This window comes from Clostridium sp. MCC328, assembly GCF_018785465.1.
Taxonomy (GTDB): Bacteria; Bacillota; Clostridia; order Lachnospirales; family Lachnospiraceae; genus Pilosibacter; species Pilosibacter fragilis.
Genome location: NZ_WQPW01000096.1, coordinates 59,943 through 75,568, shown reverse-complemented (window position 1 = coordinate 75,568; position 15,626 = coordinate 59,943). Strand labels below are relative to the sequence as shown.

Sequence of the window (15,626 nt, the reverse complement as noted above, 5' to 3'; positions counted from 1 at the left end):
GGATGAAAAAGTGCTTATGCAAGCAAGCTTGCAACACACTTCCTCATTCAAACCAGCGCATGGCTGAACTGTAACGACAAAATCTTTTTTCTGCCTTTACGGCTGTTTTCCGATATAAGCGAGGATACCTCCGTCCACATAGAGGATGTGTCCATTTACAAAGTCAGAAGCCTCGGACGCGAGGAACACCGCCGGTCCCTTGAGGTCTTCCACGGTGCCCCATCTTGCTGCCGGTGTCTTCGCGATGATAAACTGATCGAACGGATGGCGGGAACCGTCAGCCTGACGCTCTCTTAACGGAGCTGTCTGGGATGTGGCGATGTAGCCCGGTCCGATGCCGTTGCACTGGATGTTGTACTCGCCGTACTCGGAGGCGATGTTCTTTGTGAGCATCTTCAAACCGCCCTTTGCCGCTGCGTATGCGGATACGGTCTCTCTTCCGAGTTCAGACATCATGGAGCAGATGTTGATGATCTTTCCGGCTTTCTTTTTCATCATGCCCGGAAGGACAGCTTTTGCCATGATGAACGGAGCATTCAGGTCAACATCGACAACCTTGCGGAACTCATCCGCGCTCATCTCATGCATCGGAATTCTTTTGATCATTCCCGCATTGTTTACAAGAATATCGACCGTTCCGATCTTCTCCTCGATATCCGCGATCATTTTCTTTACCGCTTCCTCGTCCGTAACATCGCAGACATAACCGTGAGCATCGATCCCTTTCTCTTTGTATGCGGCAAGTCCGCGCTCTAAGGACGCCTCGCTGCTGCAGTTAAATACAACCGTTGCTCCTGCTTCTGCATAGCTCTCCGCGATGGCAAAGCCGATTCCGTGGGCACCTCCTGTTACGAGAGCAATCTTTCCTTCCAGAGAAAACATGTTCTTCTTATCCATTTTGATCCTTACCTTTCCTATTTTATATCAGTTTTTTATCGGCCTCTGCGATATCTTACTTTAAATCCATCGGAGCGATGTTGTCCATATCGTCGAACTCCTGATTCTCTCCGCCCATAGCCCAGATAAAGGTGTAGTTGGAGGTTCCTGCTCCGCAGTGGATGCTCCAGGACGGGCTGATCACAGCTTCTTCATTTTTCATGACGATGTGTCTCGTCTCAGTCGGTTCACCCATAAAGTGCATGACCACCTGATTCTCCGGGACTTCAAAGTACATGTAGATCTCCATGCGGCGCTCATGGGTGTGGCACGGCATGCTGTTCCAGACACTGCCCGGCTCCAGCGCTGTCATTCCCATGGAAAGCTGGCATGTTTTCAGCACATCCGGATGAATGAACTGGTTGATGACTCTCTTATTGGAAGTATTGGCATCACCCAGCGGGCGCTTTGCGGCATCCTTCAAGGTGATCAGCTTTGTCTCGTAGGACGTGTGGGCCGGCGCACTCACCATGTAAAATTTTGCCGGAGTCTCCTCACTGTCACTGGAAAAGATCACTTCCTTTGTGCCTTTTGTGATGTACAGGCAGTCTTTATAGCCAAGGCGGTACTCCATTCCGTCCGCTGTGATGGATCCGGCACCTCCGATATTGAAGATTCCGATCTCGCGGCGCTCAAGGAAATAGTGGGTACCGAAATTTTTCCAGCAGTCGATCCCCTTTTCAATGGAGACATGTTCTTTCACCGGCATACATCCCAATGTCACCATGCGGTCCACGTGGGAGTATACGGATACCACCTCATCCGGATGGTAGAGATCCTGAATCAGGAACTCGTCCCGAAGTTCTTCGGTTGTGTAGCGTTTTACATCTCTTTGATTTGCGGAATAACGAATATCCATATGTTTTACCCCTTATTTATATTCAGGACGATTTTTATGCCGCCCCGGTTGACTTTTTTATCACACACTCACTTGTTCTCTTCTTATTTTTTCTGTATTGCAGTGTATCTCAGAGCACCGATTCCAAAGAGTGCCAGCAAAAGTGCATCCAGCACCAAAAACAGGATCGCCGCCTGGAATCCAAGCTTATCCGCAAGGACTCCAATGACCTGCGGGGTAAGGATCCCGCCGAGGGAACCGATCCCTGTAAACACCGACATTCCAAGTGGGGAATTTCCCATGAGATCGCCGGTAAAGGCCGTAGTTGTCGGGAACGCCCCCGCCATTCCAAGTCCTAAAAGGATCAGGGCCGCCACTGCCATTGTGGTATGATCCGCGAAGACAAGGATCAATACCGAGACAAACTGGAGTACGGAGATCACTGCCAGAATCTTTGCCGGAGGCACGCTCTTTGAGATGGACGCAATGACGATCCTTCCGATCATGATCATGATCCAGGTCACGGATACCATCACGGTCGCAAGACTTGTGGACATAAAGCCGGTACTTTTTAAATAAGTAACAAACCATCCGTTTACGGAGTTTTCAAGACCCATATAGAAGAACAATGCCCCAACCGCCAGAAGGAATCCCGTGTTCTTTAAAAACCAGAATTTTTCTTTTGTCATCGACGATCCGCCGTTCTCCTCTCCCGCCTTCTTCTCCGCCTCTTTTTCGATCTTTCTGTAATCCATTGTGGCGTAGGAAAGAACGATGAGAACCGTGAGGACTGCAAGGAGGCGAAGGATCGTCTTCCAGTTCATACCCGCTCCCATGAGGAGCATCGTAACGAATGGGGACAGGAAAGCCCCCACCGCATACCACATATGAAGCAGATTCAGATATTGATTGGAACTTCCCGTCACCTGACGGATCGCATGATTGTTGATGATCGTGATCATGCCCTTCGTGATTCCGATCAGGAAGATCATCACATAAAGCACCGGGACCGGAAGTCCCATTGTAAACAGGAAGAGGCACACCGGATAGGGGACCGCCAGTACGACTACCGCCGTCTTCTGGGACATCATCCCACAGAATACCGGATATACCAAGCTTGAACATAAATTTCCGATCGCCAGAAAGGAAAGCAGTCCGCCGGCCGCGGTAAAGCTTAAATTTCTCTCCTCGATCAGGTTTGGCAGAATGACACCGAAGATCAGGATGACCATTCCGCTGATAAAATAGGTCAGATAACAGTGGTCGATCACCGACCGTTTATCTTCTTTTGTGATTTCCATCCAGTATTCTCTCCCCCACACATATTTGTTAATTTTTCTCCATACTTTTCCATCATATCATCTTTTATCCCTAAAGACAAGGTTGTTTTCGTTGACACCCCAACGGTCTTACTATACAATAGAAGGAACGCAGCTTGTTTTACTTTTAAGGAGGAAAAGGGAGTTATGAAGGACATAAAGAAGGTGACGTTGATCGGTCTCGGTGCGATGGGGGTATTTTTCGCACCGCGTATCTCAGAAAAGCTGGGGGCTGATTTCCGGATCCTTGCAGACGGCGCAAGAAAAGAGCGTCTGGAGCGAAAAGGGGTAACAGTCAATACGATCAATTACCGTTTTCCGATCATCACACCTGATGTCGAGGGGGATCCGGCAGATCTCGTTATCATTGCGGTAAAGGGATATGACCTGGAGCAGGCGATCAGGGATATTAAAAATCAGGTTGGCAAAGATACGATCATCCTCTCCGTATTAAATGGTGTGGAGAGCGAAAAACAGATCGCCGCCGTCTACGGCAGCGAACATCTGCTGTACTCCTATATGCGGATCAGCATTGTCATGAAGGACGGAAAGACGGAGTTCGATCCGCATAAGGGTCTGATCCACTTCGGCGATCTTAAGAATGATCCGGAACACTATTCCGGGAATGTTCTCGCTGTGAAGAGTCTTTTTGATCTCTGTGGGATCGACTACAAGATCGATGCAGATATGTTAAAAGGAATCTGGTTCAAGTTCATGTGCAACGTTGCCGAGAATATGACATGCGCCATGTTCGGTGTTCCCTTCGGAGCATTCCAGAAGAACGATGACGCCAATTTCTTCCGCCACAAGGCCATGTGGGAAGTGATCCGCATTGCAAATAAGTTGGGTATTGATATCGGTCAGAATGAGATCGACCGTCAGGAGCACACGCTCGGACGTCTTCCTTATGAAAATAAGCCGTCAACGCTTCAGGATCTTGAGGTCGGAAAACGCACGGAAGTCGATATGTTCGCCGGAACGGTTGTCCGCCTCGGAAAAGAGCTTGGCGTTGAGACTCCGGTCTGCGAGTGTTTCCTTCACGGAATCCATCTGATCGAGGCGCGGATGTTTAAAGAAATCTAATATCTATATGTACATAGCCAAAGCTGCCTGCGGCATATCGCCAGGCAGCTTTTTTCTGCTCTCCCACCTTATTTTCTTAATTCTTTTCCTAATATCAAAAAACAGTCTTGCATTTCCCATAGAGCTGTACTATATTTAACATATGAACGATGGTTCATATGTTAATATGATAATTAAAAATTATAATTCTGAGGAGGTCTACTCTATGGAGGAATTAGAAAAATCCAAGCAGAAGTCAGCAGACCACGAGGACGAAGAGGTTTGCTGCTGCGGACACCATCATCACGATGAGCATGATGATGACGAGCACGAAGAGCATTGCGGCTGTGGACACCATCACCATCACGATGAGCATGATGACGAGCATGAAGAGCACTGCGGCTGTGGGCACCATCACCATCACGAGGAACATGGTGACGAGCATGAAGAGCACTGCGACTGCGGACACCATCATCACGAAGGTCATGATGATGACGAACATGAAGAGCACTGCGGCTGTGAACATCACCATCATCACGACGATGACGATGGCTGCTGCTCCGAACACGATCATCATCACGAGCACGCCGAACACCACCACGGTCCGGCACCGAAATCCACCTGTGTGGTCTACGTGATGAAAAACATCGACTGCGCGAACTGCTCCGCAAAGATCGAGAAAAAGATCCAGGAGCTCCCGGAAGTCGATGACTGTATTTTGACTTTCGCGACGAGACAGCTCCGGGTCTACTCTTCCGTGGGAACAAAGCTGCTCCCGAAGATGCAGGAGATTGCTGATCAGATCGAGCCCGGCACCGTCATTGAGGTCCGCCCAAAGAATCCGAAAGCGATCTGCACCGTCTATGTAATGAAAAACATCGACTGCGCAAACTGCTCCGCAAAGATCGAGAAAAAAATCCAGGAGCTCCCGGAAGTCGATGACTGTATTTTGACTTTCGCGACGAGACAGCTCCGTGTCTACTCTTCTGAAGGAACAAAGCTGCTCCCGAAGATGCAGGAGATTGCAGACAAGATCGAACCAGGCACCATCATCGAGGTCCGCGAGGAAGGAAAACCGGCAGATGCAAACAGTAACGACAAGCATGCCCATGATCTTCCGGAGCTGATCGCCGGAGGCTTGCTCTTCATCGTCGGAGAGCTTCTCTCCCACTCCATGCCGCAGATCTCCGCCATATGCTTTGTGATCGCCTACCTGATCCTTGGACGGGAAGTTCTCTTAACAGCCCTGAAAAACATGAAGACCGGCCACGTGATGGACGAAAACTTTTTGATGAGCCTCGCGACCATCGGTGCTTTCTGTGTCGGCCAGTTTGGGGAGGCGGTCGGAGTTATGCTTTTCTACCGGGTCGGTGAAGCATTCGAACACCGCGCGGTTGAAAAGAGCCGCAGCCAGATCATGGAAGCCGTTGATCTCCGGCCGGAGACCGTTCTTCTTGACGAAAATGGTACTGTCCGCGAGGTTCCGGCCGGTTCCGCCGTTGTCGGCAATATCGTAGAGATCCGTCCCGGCGACCGCATTCCGCTTGACGGCGTTGTCGTAGAGGGCGAGAGCCGGATCGATACGTCACCGATCACAGGTGAACCTGTCCCGGTATCGGTAAAGGTCGGAAGCCAGCTGACATCCGGCTGCGTCAATACTTCCGGTCTCTTAAAGATGAGAGTCGAGAAGGAACTTTCCGAGTCCATGGTCACAAGAATCCTCGATTCCGTGGAGAACGCCGCAGCCAGCAAGCCGCAGGCCGAGCGCTTCATCACGAAATTTGCACGAGTTTACACCCCGTTCGTCGTTGCCCTGGCGGCTGCGACAGCGATCATTCCGTCCTTAATTACAGGAAACTGGTCCCACTGGATCTACACAGCTCTTACCTTCCTCGTAATCAGCTGCCCGTGTGCCCTTGTTTTAAGCGTTCCGCTGGCATTCTTCTCCGGGATCGGCGCAGGTTCCAAGAAAGGAATCCTCTTTAAAGGTGGAATCGCACTTGAAAACCTGAAAGCTGTAAAAACGGTTGTCATGGATAAGACAGGAACCATCACAAAAGGAAACTTCGTGGTTCAGACGATCCTTCCGGCAGGCACAGCTTCCGAGCAGGAAATCCTTCAGATCGCGGCAGCATGCGAGACCGCATCTACTCATCCGATCGGAATCAGCATCGTCTCTGCTGCAAAGGATCAGAAACTTGTGATCGAAAAGCCCGCCGAGATCGAGGAGATCTCCGGCAAAGGCATCCATGCAAGGCTCTCCCAGGGCGAAGTGCTCTGCGGAAACAGAAAGCTTCTCACCGAGTTTAACGTGGACTGCGGTGCTTACGATGAGAACGGTGCTGTCACCACCGTCTATATATCGGTAAACGGAAAGCTTGCAGGAACGATCCAGATCGCCGATACGATCAAGCCGGAGGCAAAGGATGCCATCAGGTCCTTAAAATCCATGGGGATCCGCTCCGCTATGCTCACCGGCGACGGCGAGGCAGCCGCTGAGGCGGTAGCCGCCGAGGTCGGAATCGACAATGTATACGCAAAGCTTCTCCCGGCTGATAAGCTCGAGATCTTGCAGAAGCTCCGCGCGGAGAACGGAAGCGCAATGTTCGTCGGTGACGGAATCAACGACGCACCGGTACTTGCAGGCGCTGATGTAGGCGCAGCTATGGGAAGCGGCGCTGACGCAGCCATCGAGGCCGCCGATGTCGTCTTCATGACATCAAGCATGGATGCCATTTCGGAAGCCATCAAGATCGCGAGAAGCACAGGCGCGATCTCCAACCAGAATGTGGTATTCGCCCTTGCGGTAAAAGCTCTTGTCATGATCTTAGGTCTCATGGGAATCGCCTCCATGTGGCTCGCGGTATTCGCCGACACCGGTGTCGCGATCCTCTGCGTGCTGAATTCCATCAGAATTCTTTATAAGAAATAAGACTCCTGCTGTAATTTTCCTCTTTAGGGAATCAGCAGACAAGACAAAGAAAAGCCCTGGAGAACCTTTCTCATATCGTTCTCCAGAGCTTTTTTGTTATCCACTTCGATAGTTTCAGTTTCTGGCATCAGGATCTTTTCCTGTCGTTGAATGTTTAGGCTGCGGCGGGCATGATCTCTGTCAGCGCTTCACTCTCTTACTTCAGCATCCCCATCACCACAACAGCCACAAACAATACGCACATGCACCCGATAAAGATATCAATGGTCCGCACCGACACATTGATCTTATCGTACATCCGTTCTTTTATGGATCTGTTCTTCAGGCGCTCATTTTCCTCCTGCAGCCGTTTATTCTCTTCAGTGAGTTCTTCTAAAGTCTTCTCACCAAAGGCCTCCACAGCCTTTTCTGCGGCTTCGGTCACTGTTCCGATTCCGCTGACCTTCTCAATCTCTTCTTCCATTCCTTCACCTCCACTCTCCCGGTGCAGGTTTTATCAAACCGCTCCAGCTTTCTTTCCATGAGGCAGGTTGCTAAAACCAGCCATCGGTATTTTCTTTCTGATACATGATGTACGCAAAAATGTGCCGCGGTACACCCGAGCGTCTCGCACGGCCGTTTCCAACAATCTGCATCTTCGCGCGAGTGTGCAAAAACGGGCGTTGGAACTCGTCCTCCGCCCGTTTTTTAACTGTACCGAAACAGTCAGTCTATTACTTCTTTGCAATGTACTTTCTGATATCGAGTGCAATCGCAACTACGATAACGATACCCTGTGCGATGTACTGGTAGTTTGTATCAACACCAAGGTACTGTAAGCAGGTCTTTAAGATCTCGAATACAAGAACACCGATAAGAACACCAGAGATACGTCCGATACCACCGTTTACGGATACACCGCCGATGGTGCAGGCTGCGATGGCCTCAAGCTCCCAGCCCTGGCCCATGTTAACGGAGGAACCACCGGATTTTGCTCCTACAAGGAAGCCGCCCAGTGCGTAAAGAGCTGCCGCTGTCATGTAGATGATGATCTTTGTCTTCTTAGTGTTTACACCGGAAACCTCTGCGGACTGCTCGTTGCCGCCGATCGCATACATATATTTTCCATGAGGAGTCATGTTATAGATGAACCACATAACAAGACCAACTGCAAGGGCGATCAGGAACAGGAACGGGATCACGCCAAAGAGTTTTCCTTTTGCTACTGCTGTGTACGCACTGTGATATCCACCGATCGGAGTCGCGTTTGTGTAAACAAGGCAGACACCGTAAACGATCAGCTGCATACCAAGTGTTCCGATGAAGGCCGGAACCTGTAAGTAGGAAATTACGATACCATTGATGAAACCAAAGATACAGCAAATTACCACACAGATCAGAAGAACCGCGAGAACCCATAAGCCCCAGGCATTTCCGAAATCCGGAAGGTTCTGGAAGAACTTGCCGCTGTAATCCGGCTTCTGAAGCAAGGTACCTGCTAAGCAGGCAGAAAGACCAACCATACGTCCTGCGGAAAGGTCTGTACCTTTTGTAATTAAGCATCCGGATACACCGCAGGCGATGATGAATCGCGGAGCTACGTTCAGAGCGATATTAATGAAGTTACCGCCTGAGAAGAATGTCGGCTGTTTGATCGCAGTAAATACTGCAAGTAATAAAAGAACGACGATGATTCCATTATTGATAAGGAAATCTTTTGCACTTACTTTTTTCGCTGTCATGACTGAACCTCCCTGTAATCTACTTGTTTTCCTTGCCGCTTAAAGTGAATTTTGTGGCGAAGGACATGATCTTCTCCTGAGTTGCGTCTTCTCCTTCCACCTCACCTGTGATGTGACCGTTGCACATTACAATGATTCGGTTGGACATACCGATCAACTCCGGCATTTCCGACGAGATCATAATGATGGATTTGCCCTGTTTTACGAGATCGATCATGATCTGGTAGATCTCATATTTGGCACCGACGTCGATACCTCGGGTCGGTTCATCCATGATCAGGATATCAGGATTGTTCGCAAGCCATCTTGCGATAATTACCTTCTGCTGGTTACCACCGGAGAGAGACTGGATCAGCGTCTTTCCGCTCGGTGTTTTGATCTTTAATTTCGCGATGCTGTCTTTTACGACGTCATCGACTTCTTTCTTGTTGATCTTACCCATATGGGTATAATGCTTATAGGAAGCGATCGCTGTATTATCATCAATGCTCAAGCATCCAAAGATACCGGTTCCGCGACGATCCTCTGTGATCATTCCTACAGAGCTGTTGATCGCATCCTGCGGTCGTTTAATATGTGCCTCTTTTCCAAGGATCTCAACGGTACCGCTCTCAATGTGGCGCATTCCGAAGATTGCTTCCATAAGTTCTGTTCTCTGTGCTCCGACTAAGCCGCCGAAGCCTAAGATCTCTCCCCTCTTTAACTCAAAAGAGCAGTCTTTAAAGGAGTTCGGTAAGATACTTGTCAGGTGGCTGACCTTGAGGACAGTCTCATCCGTCCGGTAATCATCCTTCGGCGGATAAACGTTATTTAACTCACGTCCAACCATCTGTTTTACGATCTCTTCATCAGAGATATCATCGATTGCCCAGGTTCCAACGTATGTACCGTCCCGCATGATGGTGATATCGTCGGAGATCTGGCGGATCTCAGCCATCTTGTGGCTGATATATATCATAGAAACACCTCTGGATTTCAGATCTCTGATGATCCGGAATAATGCTTCTACCTCGTTATCAGTCAGGGAGGACGTAGGCTCATCCAGAATTACAAGATTTGCACTCTGGCTGACCGCTTTCGCGATCTCTACTGACTGCATCTGTCCGATTGATAATGTGCCGAGCTTTGCTTTCGGGTCAAACTCCATCTTGACATCCCGAAGCCATTTCTCAGCTTCTTTGTTCATCGTCGCATGATCAACGACCTTGACCGGTCCGTAGTTTTTCATCGGATACCGTCCAAGATACATATTCTCAGCGATGGAGCGCTCAGGAATCGGCTGAAGCTCCTGATGAACCATGGCAAGTCCTTTGTGAAGCGCGTCGTCCGGGTTTGCGATTTCGGTCTTTACACCGTCAATATAAACTTCGCCTTCATCCATTTTGTAAATTCCGAAAAGACATTTCATCAGTGTCGATTTACCGGCACCGTTTTCTCCCATCAGTGCGTGGACCGTTCCGGGGCGGACCCGTAAATTTACTCCGTCAAGTGCCTTAACACCTGGGAAGGTTTTTTTGACTCCTCTCATTTCGAGTCTGTACTGTTCTGCCATCCCAAAACTCCTTTCAGATACACTCCCCCGCATCTCCGGGTGGCATATTTTTTAAGTTTTAAGTTCAGAGAACCGGGTGTGCCAGACACACCCGGTTCTCATTTGTTACAGTATCAATTACTTTAACATATCAAGGATTTCCTGAGCGTTATCCTTAGTAACCTTTTCGTAGTTGACCATGTTGACAGCATCAACCTTCTCGCCGCTTAAGAACTTAACAGCGATATCGCTTGCAGCCTGAGCCTGTGCGAAGTGGTTGTTGAATACAGTACCTGTCTGCTTGCCATCGATTACGTTCTGAACAGCCTCTGTCAGAGCGTCAACGCCTACAAGGTAGATATCCTCGTTAACTTTACGTCCTGCTGCCTCGATTGCCTGTAATGCACCAAGTGCCATAGCATCGTTGTTGCAGAAGATAACCTCGATCTTGTCGCCGTACTGGTTTAAAGCGTCCTGTGCGATCTGCTGAGCCTTAGCCTGATCCCAGTCACCACGCTGTTTTAAGAGCTCCTCAACTTCCATTCCTGCGTCTGTAAGAGCCTTAACAGAGAACTCTGTTCTGTACTGAGCATCTACGTTCTCCGGGTCACCCTGGATCATGATGTAGGAAACTTTGCCATCGCTGTTGATATCACCCTTGTTTGCAGTCTCAAGGATCTCTTCGCCCTGGTATGTACCGGACTGTCTTGCGTCACATCCTACGTATGTAGCGTTAAGACCTTCAGATTCCCATCTCTCTTCTTCTGTTGCGTCCGGCTCACGGTTGATGTAAACAACCGGGATACCAGCTTCTTTACACATATCTGTGATCTCCGGTGCGGAAGAAGCCTGTACAAGGTTTAAGATCAGAACATCATATTTCTGAGTGATGAAGTTCTGGATCTGGTTTGTCTGCTCTGCCTGATCGCCCTTACCATCCTGAACGACTACGTTCTCAGCCTTGAATCCAAGGTCCTCTGTTAAGTAGCGAACTAACTCTGTTCTGTAAAGAGTCATGAAGTTATCATCGAACTTGTAGATGCTGATGCCGACTTTCTTGTCTGCTACATCTGTGGTTGCTGCTGCGGCTGCAGCTGTTGTTGCAGCTTCTTTTGCTGCCTCGGTAGCTGCTGCTGTTGTCTCTTTTGCTGCCTCAGTAGCTGCTGCTGTTGTTGCTGTTGTGGAAGAGCTTCCTCCGCATCCCGCTAAAGACAGGGCCATCATGGAAGCCAGTGCCATTGCTGTTACTTTCTTTGTCATTCTCATGTTTTGAATCCTCCCATTCAAAAAATAATTTTGACCGTTTAGGCATTTTCCCTTAACGATGAGTTCATTATAGCCTGCCTTTGTGCATTTTTCCATACTATTTTTTATGATAAATTATTAAAATTCTTTGATTCCTGTAAAAAAACCACAATTTTTTGTCATATCATGGCAGAAATCAGCTTAAATATAACAGTACAGGCATGTGCCGCCTCACACATGCCTGTAAAAAATGATGTCAGTTAGCGATGATATGCTGGGGACACCAGAAATATTTTTCCTGGGTCACCTCTTTTCCCATTGCGAGCTCCTCCGCCGTATCGAAGATCCTCTTCGCGTAGATATCCTTGCTGGATTCAACCGTCCCAAAGAGTTTTCCCTCGCGGAACGCCTCCTGGCCGGCCGGTGTCCCGTCGATCCCGACAAGCTTGATCGTCCCGGCGACGATCCCCGCCCGCTCGATGGCATCAATCGCACCAATAGCCATGTCATCATTGTTGCAGAGCACAAGCTCGATTTTATTCCCATAATCCGAAAGCCACTGTTCCATGAGGGCGGAGGCCTGGTTTCTCTCCCAGTTTGCGATCCCGCCTGTGATCTTCTCGATCGGAACGCCGCCGTCCTTCAGTGTCTCAATGGACCACTCCGTGCGGATCAGGGAATCCTGGTGGTTCGTCTCCCCCTCAAGGAGGACATACGAAACAACCCCGTCCCCGTTCCGGTCAAGGGTGGACGGATTCTTCCGGTAGGCGTCTACGAGGATCTGCCCCTCCAGAACCGCGGACTCCTTTGCGTCCGCTCCCACATAGTACAGTTTCTCCCAGCGGTTCATGTCCTCCGCGACCGGCTCCCGGTTGAAAAAGACAATGGGAATATCCGACTCCATAGCCTGATCGATCACGCCGGACGCGGCGGAACGGTCCACCATATTGACGCAGAGCACGTCGCAGCCAAGATCGATCATACGCTCCGCCTGGCTGTTCTGCGTGAGCTGATTTCTCTTCGCGTCCCGGACATCCAGCGTCACGCGGACCCCGGTCTCTTTTTCATATTCCTTCGCCGCCTGCTCCATGGAATTCCGGAGCGTGCCGATGAACGTGTCATCCCCGCGGTATAACAGGACACCGATCCGCAGGGACGTCTTTTTTTCCTCATGCCCTCCGGTCTTTTTCGCGTACAGCCAGGCGCTTCCCCCGAGAAGCGCCGTCGCCGCAATGGCAAGGATCAGAACATTTCCCTTTTTCATACCTGCCTCCCCCCTATTCCATCGGATATAGCATCTTTTCGAAGATCCCACTCCTTAAGATCTCCCCGTCGATATACTCCGGTGTCAATGTGATCCGTTTTTCCTTCCACTCTCCCCCGGCTGCCTGAACCGCCTTTTCAACACTTAAATAACCCTCGTCGAACCGGTTCCATGCCATCAGACCCTTGACGATCCCCCGGTCGAGCTGGTTTAAGAGCGCCGTCGTGCTCCCGATCCCGTAAAGAGCCGTCACATGTTCCCGGTACACACTGCTGCCCTCCAGGATATCCGCAAGCTCGGATAAGGCACCAACATCCATGCCGACCGCCATAAAATCACCGCTCTCCGGATATACCGTTTCCTCGATAGCCTTGCGGTATGTGTCCTCTGACTTTTTCTCGATCAGACGTACGGTAAAACCGGCGGGATCCAGCACAGAGCGGATCCCGTCATACGCGTCAAGGTTCCCCGTGTACGCCATTCCCTCGGAGAACAGGCATACCGGCACAGCCGGATCCTCGCTCTCCGCAATCTTCTCCCCAATCGTCCGTCCCATCTCGTAGCGGTCCACAGAGATGGAGCACGCCACCGAGCTGTTGATCGCCGTGGGACCAAGAAAGATCACCGGGCAGCCCGGCGAGATCTCATCGAGCTTCATGACCGCGAGATCCTCGCGGACCGGCGCAAGGATGATCGCATTCGCTCCGTCCTTTATTTCACGGACGATCAGTTCTTCCTGCTGTTCCTCATCGTTTTCCGCGTACAGCGTGATGAAATTGACATCCGCCTGATACTTCTTCTCCGCCATATCCATGCCCGCGCGGAAGCTCCCATAATAGTTGTCATTCACGTTGTCTATGATGACGGAGATCCGGCAGATCTCCCTCTTTTTTTCCTTGATGATCAGATCCGTGGATGACAGCAGATAGAGCATCACAAGGAGAAGGATGCCGGCACACCAGCTGATTTTTTCTCTATTTGACATGGATCTTTTCCCCCTCTGCCGTCTCAGCGTAAGGCACCGCCCGCATGTGGATCGTCACGACCGTCCCCTCATCGAGCTCGGATTCGATGGACAGACCGTATTCCTGTCCAAAATACAGCCGGATCCTCTCATTGACGTTCCGCACCCCGATCCCGGAGCCACTTCCGGACTTCACATGCGGCTTATCCGTGAACATGCCTTTCACCTGCTCCTTCGTCATCCCGAGTCCGTTGTCGGAAACCTTCATATAAAGATCCTCCCCGTCCCGGTACACCCGGATCCGGATCTCCCCATCACCGTCCATAAACTCCATTCCGTGATAGACCGCATTCTCCACGAGCGGCTGGAGGATCAGCTTCACGCTCGCGAGCTCCATGACATCCTCATCCGCCTCGATCTCATAAGTAAAACGGTTCTTAAACCGCATGTGCTGGATCATCAGATAGTTTCTCACATGTTCCAGCTCATCCCGAACGGGAATAATGCTCTTCCCACGGCTTAAGCTGATCCGGAAGAATCTGGCGAGCGCCGTCACGACCTTCACCGCGTCCGCCTGTTTCTCATTCTCGATCATCCAGACGATGATATCGAGGGTGTTGTAAAGGAAATGCGGGTTGATCTGCGACTGTAAGACATCAAATTCATTTTTCCGCTTGGATTCATGCTCCGCCACGATGTCATCCATCAGATGCCGGATCTGGGTCGTCATGTTCCGGATGGAGGTGCCGAGGTGACGGATCTCATAGGAACCGCCCACATAGACTTCCGTTTCCAGATTGCCCGCCTCAATCCCGTTCACAGAACGCTCCAGTTTTTCGATCGGTGTCGTAATCCTCGTGGAAATGTAAGCATTGATGACCGCGAGGATGAATACGACAAAGGCAACAATAAACACGATCAGGATCCTTGTCTTCAACGCGTTTAAGGATGCGCCGCCGAGTGCCGCCGCCCCGACGATCTTCCAGCCGGTATAGCCGACCGTCTTGACCGTCACGGCACGCCCCTTTCCTTTATATTCCTCCTGATGGATCCCGTCCCTGTATTCCGCTGCCGCCTCAAGGTTCTCATCCTCGAGCCCGGAGTAGATCAGCTGGGACTGCGGATGGTAGATCAGCTCCCCATCCGCGCCGAGAAGATAGACATAGCCGCCGTTTCCCAAGGTGATCCCGTCAAACAGCTGTTCCAGGCTGTCATAGCGGATGTCGATGAGGAGAACGCCCTGCTCCGTGGACGAGCCCTCCGTGATCTCCACCGCGCGCGCCGCCGAGATCACCCAACGGTACTGGTTCTCCCCCGCGTCGAACACCCGCTGGACATGCGGGACTGAAAAGTGAAGATTCTCCGTCTTTTTCAGTGCCGCCTCAAACCACGGTTCCGCTGCCGGATCTGCCCCCGTCTTGAGTCTCGTGGCGGGAACGGCCTCCAAAAGCTCTCCGTCTCTGGAAAACAGGGCGATATTCTCGACATTATCCTTGTTGTTGTCGTAGAGAAGCGTCATCTCTTTGTTGACACTCTCATTCCTCAGATCCACGTTTTTTACGATCCCGTAGTATGTGGTGTCCGAAAGCTTCATGATTCCGCGGAGCCACACATCCACAGACCGGTTCAACTGGTCGATCAGGATCTGGTTCTCCTCCTGCATCGTATCCGACATCTGCTTTGACATCCGGCTGTACAGGGACAGTCCGATAAAGATGCTCGCCGCCAGGGCTGTCACCGTAAAGTAGACGAAGATCATATAGCGGATGCTGGTCCGTTTGAATAAGCTGCCCTCATTTTCCGGTTTCATACCT

The 15,626-nt window shown here is 50.6% G+C and carries 12 protein-coding genes; 2 read left to right on the top strand and 10 right to left on the bottom strand.

The window, feature by feature from the left end:
* Positions 1 to 96: 96 nt before the first annotated feature.
* The 3 genes from GPK83_RS13210 to GPK83_RS13200 all read right to left on the bottom strand — a co-directional run bounded on the left by GPK83_RS13210 (position 97) and on the right by GPK83_RS13200 (position 3,075).
* The gene (locus GPK83_RS13210; RefSeq protein ID WP_015554204.1) at positions 97 to 897 is read right to left on the bottom strand and encodes a gluconate 5-dehydrogenase; all 801 of its coding nucleotides are present in this window, start codon (positions 895 to 897) and stop codon (positions 97 to 99) included.
* A gap of 55 nt (positions 898 to 952) precedes the next feature.
* Positions 953 to 1,795 carry a 5-dehydro-4-deoxy-D-glucuronate isomerase gene (kduI, locus tag GPK83_RS13205; RefSeq protein WP_117483243.1) on the bottom strand — a complete coding sequence of 281 codons (843 nt, stop codon included), beginning with the start codon at positions 1,793 to 1,795 and terminating at the stop codon, positions 953 to 955.
* Between the two features lie 83 nt (positions 1,796 to 1,878).
* The gene (locus GPK83_RS13200; RefSeq protein WP_215704974.1) at positions 1,879 to 3,075 is read right to left on the bottom strand and encodes an MFS transporter; all 1,197 of its coding nucleotides are present in this window, start codon (positions 3,073 to 3,075) and stop codon (positions 1,879 to 1,881) included.
* A gap of 165 nt (positions 3,076 to 3,240) precedes the next feature.
* Between GPK83_RS13200 and GPK83_RS13195 the strand changes: the two genes are divergently transcribed.
* Entirely contained in the window at positions 3,241 to 4,176 is a 936-nt protein-coding gene (locus tag GPK83_RS13195) for a ketopantoate reductase family protein (protein ID WP_015554201.1), read from the top strand.
* Between the two features lie 205 nt (positions 4,177 to 4,381).
* The gene (locus GPK83_RS13190; protein ID WP_117552243.1) at positions 4,382 to 7,087 is read left to right on the top strand and encodes a heavy metal translocating P-type ATPase; all 2,706 of its coding nucleotides are present in this window, start codon (positions 4,382 to 4,384) and stop codon (positions 7,085 to 7,087) included.
* A 196-nt stretch (positions 7,088 to 7,283) separates the two neighbouring features.
* Here the strand turns inward: GPK83_RS13190 and GPK83_RS13185 are convergent, their stop codons facing one another.
* From GPK83_RS13185 to GPK83_RS13155, 7 genes are all read right to left on the bottom strand, one after another.
* Positions 7,284 to 7,550, bottom strand: coding sequence for a hypothetical protein (locus GPK83_RS13185; RefSeq protein ID WP_242992091.1), 267 nt, complete (start codon positions 7,548 to 7,550; stop codon positions 7,284 to 7,286).
* Positions 7,551 to 7,800: 250 nt separating this feature from the next.
* Positions 7,801 to 8,808: a sugar ABC transporter permease gene (locus tag GPK83_RS13180; RefSeq protein ID WP_015554198.1), complete on the bottom strand. Its 1,008-nt coding sequence runs from the start codon at positions 8,806 to 8,808 to the stop codon at positions 7,801 to 7,803.
* Between the two features lie 19 nt (positions 8,809 to 8,827).
* Entirely contained in the window at positions 8,828 to 10,360 is a 1,533-nt protein-coding gene (locus GPK83_RS13175; RefSeq protein WP_215704973.1) for a sugar ABC transporter ATP-binding protein, read from the bottom strand.
* A gap of 117 nt (positions 10,361 to 10,477) precedes the next feature.
* Complete coding sequence (locus GPK83_RS13170) at positions 10,478 to 11,605, bottom strand: substrate-binding domain-containing protein (RefSeq protein ID WP_015554196.1); 1,128 nt, start codon at positions 11,603 to 11,605, stop codon at positions 10,478 to 10,480.
* Positions 11,606 to 11,840: 235 nt separating this feature from the next.
* Positions 11,841 to 12,848, bottom strand: coding sequence for a galactose ABC transporter substrate-binding protein (locus tag GPK83_RS13165; RefSeq protein WP_015554195.1), 1,008 nt, complete (start codon positions 12,846 to 12,848; stop codon positions 11,841 to 11,843).
* Between the two features lie 13 nt (positions 12,849 to 12,861).
* Positions 12,862 to 13,833, bottom strand: a complete 972-nt coding sequence (locus GPK83_RS13160) for a substrate-binding domain-containing protein (protein ID WP_215704972.1) — start codon at positions 13,831 to 13,833, stop codon at positions 12,862 to 12,864.
* Positions 13,823 to 15,622 carry a sensor histidine kinase gene (locus tag GPK83_RS13155; protein WP_215704971.1) on the bottom strand — a complete coding sequence of 600 codons (1,800 nt, stop codon included), beginning with the start codon at positions 15,620 to 15,622 and terminating at the stop codon, positions 13,823 to 13,825. The genes GPK83_RS13160 and GPK83_RS13155 overlap by 11 nt, the downstream gene beginning before the upstream one ends.
* Positions 15,623 to 15,626 lie beyond the last annotated feature (4 nt).

What these genes read in the sequence shown, in the direction of transcription:
- GPK83_RS13210 (WP_015554204.1), bottom strand. Translation starts at nt 897, where the DNA reads ATGGATAAGAAGAACATGTTTTCTCTGGAAGGAAAGATTGCTCTCGTA.
- kduI (WP_117483243.1), bottom strand. Translation starts at nt 1,795, where the DNA reads ATGGATATTCGTTATTCCGCAAATCAAAGAGATGTAAAACGCTACACA.
- GPK83_RS13200 (WP_215704974.1), bottom strand. Translation starts at nt 3,075, where the DNA reads ATGGAAATCACAAAAGAAGATAAACGGTCGGTGATCGACCACTGTTAT.
- GPK83_RS13195 (WP_015554201.1), top strand. Translation starts at nt 3,241, where the DNA reads ATGAAGGACATAAAGAAGGTGACGTTGATCGGTCTCGGTGCGATGGGG.
- GPK83_RS13190 (WP_117552243.1), top strand. Translation starts at nt 4,382, where the DNA reads ATGGAGGAATTAGAAAAATCCAAGCAGAAGTCAGCAGACCACGAGGAC.
- GPK83_RS13185 (WP_242992091.1), bottom strand. Translation starts at nt 7,550, where the DNA reads ATGGAAGAAGAGATTGAGAAGGTCAGCGGAATCGGAACAGTGACCGAA.
- GPK83_RS13180 (WP_015554198.1), bottom strand. Translation starts at nt 8,808, where the DNA reads ATGACAGCGAAAAAAGTAAGTGCAAAAGATTTCCTTATCAATAATGGA.
- GPK83_RS13175 (WP_215704973.1), bottom strand. Translation starts at nt 10,360, where the DNA reads ATGGCAGAACAGTACAGACTCGAAATGAGAGGAGTCAAAAAAACCTTC.
- GPK83_RS13170 (WP_015554196.1), bottom strand. Translation starts at nt 11,605, where the DNA reads ATGAGAATGACAAAGAAAGTAACAGCAATGGCACTGGCTTCCATGATG.
- GPK83_RS13165 (WP_015554195.1), bottom strand. Translation starts at nt 12,848, where the DNA reads ATGAAAAAGGGAAATGTTCTGATCCTTGCCATTGCGGCGACGGCGCTT.
- GPK83_RS13160 (WP_215704972.1), bottom strand. Translation starts at nt 13,833, where the DNA reads ATGTCAAATAGAGAAAAAATCAGCTGGTGTGCCGGCATCCTTCTCCTT.
- GPK83_RS13155 (WP_215704971.1), bottom strand. Translation starts at nt 15,622, where the DNA reads ATGAAACCGGAAAATGAGGGCAGCTTATTCAAACGGACCAGCATCCGC.